Annotated in this window: 11 protein-coding genes and 1 tRNA gene; 3 read left to right on the top strand and 9 right to left on the bottom strand. The window is 68.2% G+C overall.

What is annotated here, in order from left to right:
* Nucleotides 1–8: 8 nt before the first annotated feature.
* Both I6B53_RS02900 and I6B53_RS02895 read right to left on the bottom strand, forming a co-directional pair.
* Nucleotides 9–1049, bottom strand: a complete 1041-nt coding sequence (locus tag I6B53_RS02900) for a bifunctional N-acetylglucosamine-1-phosphate uridyltransferase/glucosamine-1-phosphate acetyltransferase (protein ID WP_216764762.1) — start codon at nucleotides 1047–1049, stop codon at nucleotides 9–11.
* Nucleotides 1050–1106: 57 nt separating this feature from the next.
* Nucleotides 1107–1177: transfer RNA gene (locus I6B53_RS02895), tRNA-Gln, on the bottom strand.
* Between the two features lie 160 nt (nucleotides 1178–1337).
* On the opposite strand from I6B53_RS02895, the gene I6B53_RS02890 reads away from it, so the two are divergent.
* Both I6B53_RS02890 and I6B53_RS02885 read left to right on the top strand, forming a co-directional pair.
* On the top strand, nucleotides 1338–1967 hold the full coding sequence (locus tag I6B53_RS02890) for a TetR/AcrR family transcriptional regulator (RefSeq protein ID WP_216764761.1): 630 nt from the start codon (nucleotides 1338–1340) through the stop codon (nucleotides 1965–1967).
* 31 nt (nucleotides 1968–1998) lie between these two features.
* A complete protein-coding gene (locus I6B53_RS02885) occupies nucleotides 1999–3699 on the top strand; it encodes a phospho-sugar mutase (RefSeq protein WP_216764760.1) in 1701 nt (566 codons plus the stop codon).
* Between the two features lie 120 nt (nucleotides 3700–3819).
* Here I6B53_RS02885 and deoC read toward each other — a convergent pair whose 3' ends face one another.
* The 7 genes from deoC to I6B53_RS02850 form a co-directional block, all read right to left on the bottom strand.
* Entirely contained in the window at nucleotides 3820–4473 is a 654-nt protein-coding gene (gene deoC, locus I6B53_RS02880) for a deoxyribose-phosphate aldolase (RefSeq protein ID WP_216764759.1), read from the bottom strand.
* A 66-nt stretch (nucleotides 4474–4539) separates the two neighbouring features.
* Complete coding sequence (locus I6B53_RS02875) at nucleotides 4540–5838, bottom strand: thymidine phosphorylase (protein WP_216764758.1); 1299 nt, start codon at nucleotides 5836–5838, stop codon at nucleotides 4540–4542.
* Nucleotides 5839–5938: 100 nt separating this feature from the next.
* A complete protein-coding gene (locus tag I6B53_RS02870; RefSeq protein WP_216765310.1) occupies nucleotides 5939–6373 on the bottom strand; it encodes a cytidine deaminase in 435 nt (144 codons plus the stop codon).
* A 95-nt stretch (nucleotides 6374–6468) separates the two neighbouring features.
* Nucleotides 6469–7758, bottom strand: a complete 1290-nt coding sequence (locus I6B53_RS02865) for an ABC transporter permease (RefSeq protein WP_216764757.1) — start codon at nucleotides 7756–7758, stop codon at nucleotides 6469–6471.
* Nucleotides 7755–9035, bottom strand: a complete 1281-nt coding sequence (locus tag I6B53_RS02860; RefSeq protein ID WP_216764756.1) for an ABC transporter permease — start codon at nucleotides 9033–9035, stop codon at nucleotides 7755–7757. Before I6B53_RS02860 ends, I6B53_RS02865 begins: the two co-directional genes overlap by 4 nt.
* A complete protein-coding gene (locus I6B53_RS02855) occupies nucleotides 9032–10612 on the bottom strand; it encodes an ABC transporter ATP-binding protein (protein WP_216764755.1) in 1581 nt (526 codons plus the stop codon). The genes I6B53_RS02860 and I6B53_RS02855 overlap by 4 nt, the downstream gene beginning before the upstream one ends.
* 175 nt (nucleotides 10613–10787) lie before the next feature.
* Nucleotides 10788–11972 (bottom strand): BMP family protein, encoded by a 1185-nt coding sequence (locus tag I6B53_RS02850; protein WP_253953948.1) that lies wholly within the window; start codon nucleotides 11970–11972, stop codon nucleotides 10788–10790.
* Between the two features lie 158 nt (nucleotides 11973–12130).
* Between I6B53_RS02850 and I6B53_RS02845 the strand changes: the two genes are divergently transcribed.
* Entirely contained in the window at nucleotides 12131–12688 is a 558-nt protein-coding gene (locus I6B53_RS02845) for a MarR family winged helix-turn-helix transcriptional regulator (RefSeq protein WP_216764754.1), read from the top strand.
* The last annotated feature ends 3 nt before the right edge of the window (nucleotides 12689–12691 follow it).

Here is a 12691-nt window from a genome sequence, read left to right as displayed (position 1 = left end):
GGGGGCGGTCAGTCCCTGTCGGACTCACCCAGGACGCTGAAAGGCGTTCCCATGGTATCCCCTGCCACGACCGCCCCCGCACCCCACACTGCCGGGAGGTGAGCCCCATCACCGACGCGCACGTCATCCAGGGTCGTTCCGGGACCGATCTCACAGCGCGCGCCGATCTCGGTGGAGCCACGCAGGTAGGTGGCCGGACGGATGACCGTGTCGGCACCGATGGTCACGTCCACGTCGATCCACGTCGAGGACGGGTCCTCGATGGTGACGCCGGCACGCATGTGCTTCTCGCAGATTCGGCGGTTGAATTCGGCTCCGAGCTGCGCCAGCTGCACCCGGTCGTTGCAGCCCTGGGCCTCCCACGCGTCTTCGAGGACCACGGCACCGGCGGTACGGCCGGCAGGAGCCGCTGCCGCCAGGACATCGGTGAGGTAGACCTCTCCTTGCGCATTGTCGGTGCCGACCCCGGCCAGGGTCCGGGCCAGGAACTCGCCGTCGAAGGCGTAGACGCCGGCGTTGACCTCGGTGATGGCCCTCTGGGCCTCGGTGGCGTCCTTCTGCTCGACGATGGCGATGACCTGCCCGTCCTGGTCACGCACGATGCGGCCGTAGCCGGTCGGGTCGGAGGTGATGGAAGTCAGGACGGTGACCGCGTGGGCGGCACCCTCATGGGTCTCGACCAGGGCGCGCAGGGTCCCGGCCGAGAGCATGGGGACGTCGCCGGAGGTCACGACCACTGTTCCGCCGACCGGCCCGACCTTGGCGGACAGCGCCTCCAGGGCACACAGGACGGCGCGGCCGGTGCCGGGCACGTCATCCTGGTCGGCGACGAATGTGCGGGGCACGACTCGCAGGGCCTCGGCGACCACCGTGTCACGCTCGTGGCGCACCACTGCGACCAGGTGCTCGGGTTCCAGGGCGTCGGCGGCGCGCAGGGCGTGACCGATCATGGACAGGCCGGCGACCGGGTGGACGACCTTCGGCAGGGCGGACTTCATACGGGTGCCCTGCCCCGCTGCCAGGACGATCACTGCTGCTGGACGGGTCATGGTTCCTCCCGGCGTGGTGCCTGTGGGTCCGGACGAGGGCGGGGCGCTCGCCTGCAGCTCCGCCTCCAGGATTCGAACCCGGACAAAGGGCACCAAAAACCCCTGTGCTGCCATTACACCAAGGCGGAAGGTCGTCTTGATTGTGCCACATCTTCGACTCCCCTCGTCCACGTGGGCGCGCGTGGGATCGCAAGTGGGGTGTCCGTCACCCGTGTCGGCCCCTGCGGTGACCGTGCCATTCGTGCCCGCCGGGCGTGCGGGTGCCCAGCGACGGGTTACGGTTTCACCATGGCCGAAAAGCGCACGAGGATGACCGCCTTCGACCGCCGCGAGCAACTGGTGAGCGTCGGGCGTGCCCTGTTCGCCTCGAAGGGCTTCGACGCGACCAGTGTCGAAGAGATCGCCTCACGTGCGAAGGTCTCCAAGCCCGTCGTCTACGAGCACTTCGGCGGCAAGGAGGGTCTGTACGCGGTGGTCGTCGACCGTGAGGTCCAAGCCCTCATGGGCTCCTTGGAGGCGTCGCTGTCCGCGCCGGCCGGGCCCCGGGCGATCCTGGAGTCCGCGGCACTGTCACTGCTCACGTACATCGAGACGCGCACGGACGGTTTCCGCGTCCTCGTGCGTGACGCGCCCTCGGACCGGACCAGTGGCAGCTTCTCCTCGGTGATCGGCGACGTGGCCGTCAAGGTCGAGCACCTGTTGGCACGCCAGTTCGAAGCCTCTGAGATGGACCCGAAGTGGGCCCCCCTGTACGCGCAGATGCTGGTGGGCCTCATCTCCCAGGTCGGGCAGTGGTGGCTGGACGAGCGTCGCATGGACAAGGAGACGGTGGCCGCACACGTGGTGAACCTCGTGTGGAACGGGATGCGGAACCTGCGGACCTCGCCTTCGCTCATCAAAGCGACGCCACGGACCTGACTGGGGTCATGGAGGCGACTACGGTTGCCCCATGACCATTTCTGACACCTCTGCGATCGAGTCGTGGATCGCCGACGATCCCGACGCCACCACTGCCTCCGAACTGCGCGCTCTCCTGGACGCCGCCACTGGCGGCGACGCCGCCGCCGAAGCCGACCTGGCCGACCGTTTCAACGGCCAGCTCACCTTCGGTACTGCGGGACTTCGCGGCCACTTGGGCGGGGGCCCCAACCGGATGAACCGGGCTGTCGTCATCCGCGCAGCCGCAGGTCTGGTGGACGTCCTGAAGCGCCGCACCGGCGGTGACTTCACCCTGGTCATCGGCCACGACGCCCGCCACGGCTCCCACCAGTTCGCCCTGGACACTGCGGCAGTGGCCGTGGCGGCCGGCGGCCGCGCCCTGGTCCTGCCGCGCGCCCTTCCCACCCCTGTTGCCGCCTTCGCCCTGCGCCACCTGGAGGCGGATGCGGCTGTGGTCGTCACCGCCTCGCACAACCCGCCCGAGGACAACGGGTACAAGGTCTACCTGGGCGGCAAGGTGGTGACCGACTCCGGCCAGGGCACCCAGATCGTCCCTCCTTTCGATTCGGAGATCTTCGAGGCGATCCAGAAGGTTCCGTCGGTGGCCTCGGTGCCGCGCGCGGAGTCCGGCTGGGAGGTCCTGGGCGAGGACTTGGTGGAGGCGTACCTGGACCAGGTGACCTCCCTGGTCCCCTCCCCTGCTCCCGAGGGTGCCGACGCCCTGCGAATCGTGCTGACCTCGATGCACGGGGTGGGTGGCGAGACGATGCTGCGCGCCCTGCACATGCGCGGCTTCCACGACGTGCACGTGGTGGCCGAGCAGCACGAGCCGGACCCGGAGTTTCCCACCGTGCGTTTCCCGAACCCGGAGGAGCCGGGAGCGCTGGACCTGTCCTACGCATTGGCGCGCAAGGTCGACGCGGATCTCATCCTGGCCAACGATCCGGATGCCGACCGGTGTTCCGCCGCCGTCCCGGATGCCTCCAGCCCCACCGGTTGGCGTCAGCTGACCGGGGACGAGGTCGGGTCGCTGCTGGGCGAACAGACTGCGCGCCTGCACGAGGGCGACTCCTCCGCCGTTCTGGCCAACTCGATCGTGTCCTCACGCCAGCTTGCCCGCATCGCGGCCGCGCACGGGGTGTCGCACGCCTACACCTTGACCGGCTTCAAGTGGATCTCGCGGGTGCCGGGTCTGGTCTTCGGCTACGAGGAGGCGCTGGGCTACTGCGTGGACCCCGAGCACGTGCGTGACAAGGACGGGATCTCCGCCTGCCTTCGCCTTGCCGCATTCGCCGCGACCTGCAAGGCCCACGGGCGCACCATGACCGACGAGTTGGACGCCCTGGCCCTGACCCATGGCCTGCATGCGACGGCTCCCTTGACGATCCGCGTCGAGGACCTGTCGATCATCGCCACCGGCATGGCGAATTTGCGCGCCAATGGCATCGCTTCGATGGCGGGTTCGCCGGTGGTCGAGTCGATCGACCTGGCATCCGGTTCCGACTCGCTTCCGCCCACTGACGGCCTCTTGTTCCGCACCGAAGCCGGCGACCAGGTGGTGGCGCGGCCTTCGGGCACCGAGCCCAAGCTCAAGTGCTACCTGGAGGTCATCGTCCCGGTCGAGGGCGGCGACGTCGCCGCAGCGCGCAGGGTTGCCGCCGAGCGCCTGGAGGCCATCAAGGCCGACGTGCGCACCGCCCTGGGGGTCTGAGACACGCAGCAGTGCCGCCGTCCTCTGTGAGGGCGGCGGCACTGTCATGTCCGGCCTCGCGGGCCCTTCGTCCGGTCCCGGAGGACGAAGGGAGCCGTCAGAGTCGAAGCGGGTCGGAGCTCAGTCCTCCAGGCCGTCGAGGATCGCGCGCGAAGCCGACAGGCCTAGGCGGTTGGCCCCGGCCTCGATCATCGCCAAAGCGGTCTCGGCGTCACGGATGCCGCCGGAGGCCTTGACCCCCAGGCGGTCCCCCACGGTCCGACGCATGAGTGCAACCGCGTGGGTCGAGGCGCCCCCCGCCTTGTGGAAGCCGGTGGAGGTCTTGACGAAGTCGGCTCCGGCGGCTTCGGAGGCCTTGCAGGCGGCGACGATCTCGTCGTCGGTCAGCGCTGCGGACTCAATGATGACCTTGAGCAGAGCGCCCGCGCAGGCCTCACGCACGGCGCGGATGTCGGCCTCGACACCCTCCCAGTCGCCCTGCTTGGCCAGGGCCAGGTTGATGACCATGTCGACCTCGTCAACTCCGTCGGCAACGGCGCGGGCCGCCTCGGCGGCCTTGACCTCGCTGGTGTGGGCGCCGGAGGGGAAGCCGCACACGCAGGCGACCTTGAGGCCCTCGGTGGCCGCGACGGGAAGCATCGAGGGCGACACGCACACGGAGAAGGTGCCGAGCTCGGCCCCTTCTGCGACCAGGGCGGCAACCTGCTCGGCAGTCGCTTCGGGAGCGAGCAGGGTGTGGTCGATGAGGGCAGCGACCTCGGAACGGCTGGGCATGTGTGTCTCCTTCTGTGTGTCCAATCGGGTGCAGGGCCTTGCGGTGGCCCCGAAGTTGTGCGCGGGTCAGTTCGCCGTGATGCGCTCCAACACCACCGAGCCTCTCGGTTCGGAGGCGTCAGGGCCGATCTCGATGGCGCCGACCAGTGCCTGGCGGGCGCGTTCGAAGCGCTCCGGGGTGCATGTGTGCAGTCGCAGCAGTGGGTCCCCGGCTCGCACGGTCTGCCCCGGCTTTGCCAGGATCTCGATGCCGGCTTCAGCCTGCACCGGGTCCTCCTTGCGGGTGCGCCCGGCCCCCAACCTCCACGAGGCGACGCCGACCGCCAAGGCGTCCAGGCGGGTCAGGACGCCGTTGCCCTCGGCACGGATCTCCTCGGTGTGAGGGGCCACCGGAAGGGCCGCGTCCGGGTCGCCGCCCTGGGCGCGGACCATGTCGCGCCACCGGTCCATGGCGCGCCCGTCCTTGAGGGCGGCCTCCGGGTCGGCGTCGGGCCGGCCCGCCATGCGCAGCATCTCGCGGGCCAGGGCCAGGGTGAGTTCGACGACGTCCTCGGGGCCCCCACCGGCCAGGACTTCGACGGATTCGCGAACCTCCAGGGCATTGCCGACGGTCAGGCCCAGCGGCACGTCCATGTCGGTGAGCAGAGCGACGGTTTCCACGCCTGCGTCGGTACCCAGGTCGACCATGGTGCGTGCCAGTTCGCCGGCACGTTCCCCGTCCTTCATGAAGGCGCCTGATCCGACCTTGACGTCCAGGACCAGCGCGCCCGTGCCCTCGGCGATCTTCTTCGACATGATCGAGGAGGCGATGAGGGGCACGCACTCCACCGTCGAAGTCGTGTCACGCAGTGCGTAGAGTTTGCGGTCCGCAGGGGCAAGCCCCGTGCCGGCCGCGCAGATGACTGCTCCGGGGCCGGTGCCCAGGATGTCCATGATCTCGTCGTTGGACAGGTGGGCCCTCCAGCCGGCAATGGCTTCCATCTTGTCCAGGGTGCCGCCCGTGTGACCGAGGCCCCGACCCGACAGCTGGGGCACGGCCACGTCGAACACGGCGACCAGTGGTGCCAAGGGCAGGGTGATCTTGTCGCCCACGCCGCCGGTCGAGTGCTTGTCGGCCGTGGGGCGGGGCAGGGACGAGAAGTCCATCCTCTCACCCGATCGGATCATCGCATCGGTCCAGCGGGCGATCTCGGCCCGGTCCATGCCGTTGAGGAAGACGGCCATGGCCAGGGCCGACATCTGCTCGTCTGCAACGACTCCGCGCGTGTAGGCGTCGATCACCCAGTCGATCTGGTCCTCGCTCAGGCGCTTGCGGTCCCTCTTGGTCGCGATGACGTCCACCGCGTCGAAAGGTTCGGTTCCCATCTCTTCTCCTTTTGCCCACCCGCCGTGGGCTGGTGCATTTCGTCGACGAGGGCGGCAGCGCCCCGTGGGCCGGGTCGGGGCAGACGAAGTCCCCGTCCGCTCACGCAGGGTCTGCCCCGGTCACCGACTCCAGGTCGCCCCGCCCGAAGCCTCCGGGCAGGACCTCGTCCATGGTCATGATTCCGCTCGGCATGGCCAGCAGTGTGCGGGGTGTCGAGTGTTCGAAGAGCAGCTGCCGGCACCGCCCGCACGGGGCGCAGGGTTTGCGGTCGCCGTCCACGCAGGCGAAGGCGACGATCCGCCCCCCTCCCCCGCGCACCAGGTCGGAGACCAAGCCGCATTCCGCGCACAGGGTGACCCCGTAGCCCGCGTTCTCCACATTGCATCCGCTGACCAGGCGGCCGTCGTCGACCAAGGCGGCCGCGCCCACCCGGAAGTGCGAGTAGGGGGCGTATGCGGCTTCCATCGCCTCGCACGCCGCCTCGTGAAGGCGCTGCCAAGTGGCGGCGTCGACCTCGTCGCTCGCGGGCGGCACGCCCTTGGAGGGGCAGCGGCCACCCTGGTCGGAAGCGAACGCGCCCGGGTCGGGGTCGCCCGCGCCGCCCTCGTCGGGGCAGACGGATCCGCCGATCACGGGTACGGCACCCCCTCTGCGGCCGGCGCGCGGACCGCGCCGACGAAGCCCGCCACGGCCAGGATCGTCACCAGGTAGGGGATCATCAGCAGGAACTCGGTGGGCACCGTGGCGCCGACGGCCTGCATGACATTGCCCATGTTCGTCGCGAAACCGAAGAGCAGGGCCGCGAAAAGGGCTCCCTTCGGGTTCCACCTGCCCAGGATCATCGCGGCAAGGGCGATGAAACCATTGCCGGCCGACATGTCCTTGGTGAACGCCAGACCCTCGCCGATGGTGAAGAATGCGCCGCCCAGGCCCGCGATCGCGCCTGCGAGCAGCGTGTTCTGCCAGCGCATGGCGTTGACTTTGATGCCCACCGTGTCCGCAGCCTTGGGGTGCTCACCGCAGGCGCGGGTGTGCAGGCCCCACTTGGAGCGGAACAGGGCGACCTGCAATCCGATGACCGTCGCGTACATGAGGTAGACGAGGATCGACTGGTTGAACAGGACCGGGCCGATGACCGGGATGTCCTTGAGCAGCGGAATGCCGATCGGCCCCAGGCTCAGCGACTGGTTGAGTTCCGGGGCGTTCTTCAACTGCGTCGAGTAGACGAATGAGGTCACGCCCAGCACCAGCATGTTCAACACGACGCCGACGACGATGTGGTCGGCCCGGTACTTGACGGTGAACAGTGCCAGCAGCACGGAGACGAGCATGCCCGCAACCGGTGCCGCCAAAAGACCAACCCACGCGCTGCCCGCCGCGGAGGCGGCGATGGCCGCCAGGAAGGCGCCGAAGAGCAGCTGACCTTCGATGGCAATGTTGATGATGCCGGTGCGTTCACACACGACACCCGCCAAGGACCCGAAGACCAGGGGCGTGGCGAAGGCCAGGCCGCCGGCCAGCAACGAAACCACGGGCAGGACGGAGGTCTCCTTGCCGGCAACGGTCCACAGGAGGAACGCGGTGACCAGGGCGGCGCCGACGACACCCATCCACAGTCCGTTGGCGACCTTTCGCGCCAGGGCGCGCCGGATGATCTCCTCGGTGGCGATGACCGAGGCGACCAGCAGTGCGAAACTCACCGGACCTGCCGGAACGGAGACCTCGCCGGTCTCGAACCATGTGGTGGCCCCCGAGAAGGACACGCGTGAGGCGCCGCTGACGGTGAAGGCCATGGCCATCGTGCACACGGTCATGGCGCCGGCGACGATCGGGTCACGCCACTGGACGGGCGCAATGATGTCAGTGGTCGCCTGCTCCGGGGCGACCGGAGCGGTGGAGGTGGCGGTGGCCGGGCTCATGCCTGCTCCCCTTCCTTGGAGGCCGCAGCCTTGGCGGTACGGGCGTTGGAGGCGGCGTCGGCTGCCAGTTTCTCGCGGCGCATGCGAATGGCTTCGGATGCGGCGATGAGCAGCACGATGACCGCCTGGGTGATCTGGACGATGTCCACGGGGATCTGGGCCTTGGAAGCCTGCATGACCGAGCCCGCTGCGGCCAAGCCGCCGAAGAGCAGACCCGCCAGGACCACACCGAAGGGCGTCGACTTGCCCAGCAGGGCCACGGTGATCGCGTCGAAGCCGTAGGAGCCCGCCACCGAGTTGGTCACGACCTTCTCGGTGCCCAGTACCGGCGCGGTGGCCGCAAGGCCGGCCAGGGCGCCGGAGATCACCAGGGTCATCATGAGTGTGCGAGGCACGTTGATGCCGGCCGTGCGCGCCGCCTGCGGGTTCGCGCCGGCCGCGCGCAGCTCGAAGCCGAGGGTCGAGCGCTTGAGAAGCCACCAGACGAAGACCGCTGCCAGCAAGGCGATGATGAACCCGAGGTGCAGGCGGAAATTGGGGCCCAGGATCTGCGGGTACTGGGCGGTGGCCAAGGTCCGCTGGGACTTCGAGGGATAACCGCCCTCGCCGTAGAAGAGCTGCAGGTTGAGCAGCCACCCGAGGAACAGGCTGGCCACCGAGTTCAACATGATGGTGACGATCACCTCGTTGGCCTGCAGTTTGGCGCGCAGGATGCCCGGGATGAAGCCCCACAGCGCACCGCCGATCAAAGCGCCCAGGATTGCCAGGATCATGTGGGCCACCGGCGGCAGGTGGTAGTGGAATCCGATGAATCCGCCCAGCGCGGCGCCCATCATCAGCTGCCCTTGGACACCGATGTTGAACATTCCGGCGGTGAAGGACACGGCAATGGCCAGGCCCGCGATGATGAGCGGCACCGAGCGGGTCATCGTGTCCGTGAGGGGACGGATCGCCGTCATGAAGTCCGGCTGGGTCCAGTCGTACAGGGCCCCTCGCACCAGCGAGATGAAGAAGCCGCTGAAGGAATTCCAGAACGCTGCGAGGAAGTCACTGGGCCGGGCGAAGAAGTAGCCTGCGGTCTCCTGGACGCGCGGATCAAAGAAGGCGACGACCAGCGCACCGATGACCAGGGCCACCAGGATGGCTCCCGCAATGGTCGAGGTCGACGGGTTGAAGAAACGTCGCAGCAGCATGGTGACCCAGCTGGGTCCTTCTGCCGCATGGCGGCCACGCGTGGGCGCAGCCCCGGTGTCCGTGGATGTGGACGGAGTGCTCATTCGGCGGCCTCCTCGGTGGTGACGGGGGTCTGTGCTTCGGCAGGCGCGTTCGTGGCGCGGCCTGCCTGCTCCTGGGCTTCGGCCAATGGCACGCCGGCCATCATGAGGCCGAGGACGTCGCGTGGGGTGTCGGCCGGGACGATGCCGACCACACGTCCGCGGTACATGACGGCGATCCGGTCAGCCAGTGCGACGACCTCGTCCAATTCCGTCGACACGACCAGGACGGCCGTGCCCTTGTCGCGTTCGGCGACGATGCGCTTGTAGACGAACTCGATGGATCCCACGTCCAGGCCGCGGGTGGGTTGGGAGACGACGAGGACCTTGAGGTCCTTGGAGAGTTCACGCGAGAGGATCGCCTTTTGCGCGTTGCCGCCCGACAGGGTCGAGATCGGGTCGTCCACGGAGGTCACGCGCACGTCGAATTGTTCGCGCAGCTGCTCGGCGTGAGTGCCCACCGCCTTGAGGTCCATCGACGGGCCCTTGGAGAAGGGCGCCAGGTGGTACTGGTCGAGGATCATGTTTTCCGCGATGGAGAAGGAGGCGATCATGCCGTCCTCGCTGCGGTCCTCGGGCACGTAGCCCAGGCCCGAGTCCAGGCGCTTGCGGATCGTCAGACCCGACAGGTCCTGGCCGTTGACCTCCACCGATCCGGTGTTCGGCTTGATGGAGCCCAGGACGACCTCGCACAGCTCTGTCTGGCCGTTGCCCTGGACACCGGCCACGCACAGGATCTCGCCACTGCGCACCTGCAGGTCGACGTGGTCCAGCGCGGTGTGACCGGCCTCGTCGAGGACCGAGACGTCCGTGAAGGCCAGCAGTACCGACCCGGGGGTGGCGTCGTCCTTGGTGACCCCCAGGTCCACGGCGCGGCCCACCATGAGGGAGGCCAGTTCCGTCTCCGTCGAGGTCGGGGACGCTTCACCGACGACCTTGCCGCGACGAATGACCGTGATGCGGTCCGCGACTGCGCGCACTTCGCGCAGCTTGTGGGTGATGAAGACGATGGAGGTGCCTGCGGACTTGAGCTCCCTCATGATCTCGATGAGCTCGTCGGTCTCCTGCGGCGTGAGCACGGCTGTGGGCTCGTCCAGGATGAGGACCTTCGCGTCGCGGGACAGGGCCTTGATGATCTCGACCCGCTGCTGGGCTCCCACGGGCAGGTCCTCGATCAGGGCGTCGGGGTCGATGTCGAATCCGAATCGGGCCGACAGGTCGATGACCTTCTTGCGGGCGGTGGCCGTGTCGAGCAGCCCGAAGGTGGTCGGCTCGTAGCCCAGGGCCACCGACTCGGTGACGGTGAAGACAGGGACCAGCATGAAGTGCTGGTGGACCATGCCGATTCCGGCGGCAACCGCGTCGCCGGGTCCTTTGAAGGTGACGGGTTGGCCGTCGATGAGGATCCTGCCTCCGTCAGGCTGGTAGAGGCCGTACAGGACGTTCATCAACGTTGATTTGCCTGCGCCGTTCTCTCCCAGCAGGGCGTGGATCTGACCAGGTTCGACGACGAGGTCGATGTGGTCGTTCGCCACGAGCGGGCCGAAGACCTTGGTGATCCCTTCCAGCTCCAGTTTCACATGTGCTCCTCACGGATTGAGCCGGCTGCCGGCGGCGGCGGCGTCGCTGACGGGCGGCTTGTGTGACGGGTTCGGGGGGCCATTGTATCCACGCTGACAGTGCCCCTCATGCAACTGAGGCGCAGGACCGTACGGTCCTGCGCCTCAGTGATTGCCAGGCGTGGGCTGTCGGGTCTCAGCCCTTGTTGCTCGGGGTGTTGACCGACTCGACCTTGAGCTTGCCGGACTTGATGTCCTCGGTCAGCTTCTCGATTTCGCTCTTGAGCTCAGCGGAGACCTTGGCGTCGAAGTCGTGGAAGGGGGCGATGCCGACGCCGCCGTTGGCCAGGGTGCCGACATAGGCCTCGTTGGTGAAGGTGCCTTCCTTGACGGCCTTGACGGCCTCGAAGACCGAGGCGCCGATCTCCTTCATGACCGAGGTCATGACGAACTGCTTGAACTCGGGCTGGGTGAGGTAGCCGTCGGAGTCGACCCACACGACGGACGCCTTGCCGGTCTCCTTGGCCACCGTCAGGGTGCCGCCACCGACCGGGCCGGCGACGGGCATGATGATGTCGGCGCCCTGCTCGACCAGCTGCTGGGAGAGCTGCTTGCCCTTGGCGACGTCCTCGAAGGAGTCGGCGGACATGCCCTCCTGCTTGGCCTTGTCCCAGCCGATGAGTTTGACGGCCGTGCCGTGGGCTTCGTTGTACTTGGCGACGCCGTCGGCGAAGCCGTCGGAGAAGATCGCGGTGGAGGGGATCTTCTTGCCGAGGAAGGTGCCCACGGTGCCGGAGGTGGTGGTGCCCGCAGCAGCGTAGCCTGCGAGGAACCCTGCCTCGGCAGTGTTGAAGAGCAGAGCCTTGGAGTTGGCGGGGTTGTCGGCGAAGGCGGCGTCGACCAGTGCGAACTTGACGTTCGGGTTGGCCAAGGCGGCCTCGTTCATCGAGTTGGCCATGAGGAAGCCGACGCCGATGATGAGGTTGCAGCCCTCCTGGATCTGGGCGGCGATGTTGGGCTGGAAGTCGGCGTCCGACTTCGACTCGGAGTAGGCGACCTCGACTCCCAGCTCGGCCTTTGCCTTCTCCAGGCCTTCCTTGCCGGACTGGTTGAAGGACTTGTCGTCGAAGCCACCCGCGTCGGAGACCATGCAGGCCTTGACGGAGCCGCCAGCTGCGGCGCCCGAGGCCATGGACTCGCCCGAAGCCATGGTGTCGCCGCCGGCAGCTCCGGAGGTGGCGGCGTCGGGGGCTGCGCCACATGCGCTGAGGGCGAGGGCGGTGGCCGCAACGACAGTTGCGATCTTGACGGAGCTCTTCACGGTGTAGTCCTCCTGGAGGGAAACTCGGTCATCAGGGTTGCCGGGAACGGTTCCCGACACTGCCCCGATCGTAGCCGCGCCTTGGCTCGAGCCCCGCCCTCGTGACCCTTTTGCAACCCACGCAGCCACCTCCTTGGGCGGGCGGCACTGGACCCCGGGCACTCGGACGCGCCCGCGAGAGGATTCCTCGACATCGAGGGATCGCGTATCTTGTGGGCATGAGCGAGGAACGCCACGGGCGCCCGAGCGCGGGGGCGGCCCACCTTGGACGCGCGGACGAGGTGGATCGGATCATTGCCTCGTGGGCGACACAGCGCCCCGACCTCGACACCGCGCCGATGCTGGTCCTGTCGCGGGTCACACGTCTGGCGCGGCACCTGGACCTCACTCGCCGCAAAGCCTTTGCCGACCATGGGCTGGAGCCGTGGGAGTTCGATGTCTTGTCGGCCTTGCGTCGCGCGGGGTCTCCTTTTTCGCTGACTCCTGGGGCTCTCATGGGGGAGCTGCTCGTCTCGTCGGGCACGATGACGAACCGGATCGACCGCCTGGAGGCGAAGGGGCTGGTGCTGCGATCGCGCGAGTCGGAGGATCGGCGAAGCGTTCTCGTGGTGCTGACCTCCGCAGGTCAGGAAGTCGTCGACGGGGCGTTGGAGACGCTGCTCGACTGCGAACGCGTGATCCTTTCGGAACTCGACGCAGGTGAACTCGACCTCCTCGCCTCCCTGTTGCGTCCCCTGCTGCTCCCCTTCGAAACCCCCTCCCCCGCCATTCCGTGAGAT

Source organism: Schaalia sp. 19OD2882, from assembly GCF_018986735.1.
Classification (GTDB): domain Bacteria; phylum Actinomycetota; class Actinomycetes; order Actinomycetales; family Actinomycetaceae; genus Pauljensenia.
The sequence above is the reverse complement of the archived record's forward strand: the minus strand, read 5'-3'. Positions and strand labels throughout refer to the sequence as shown.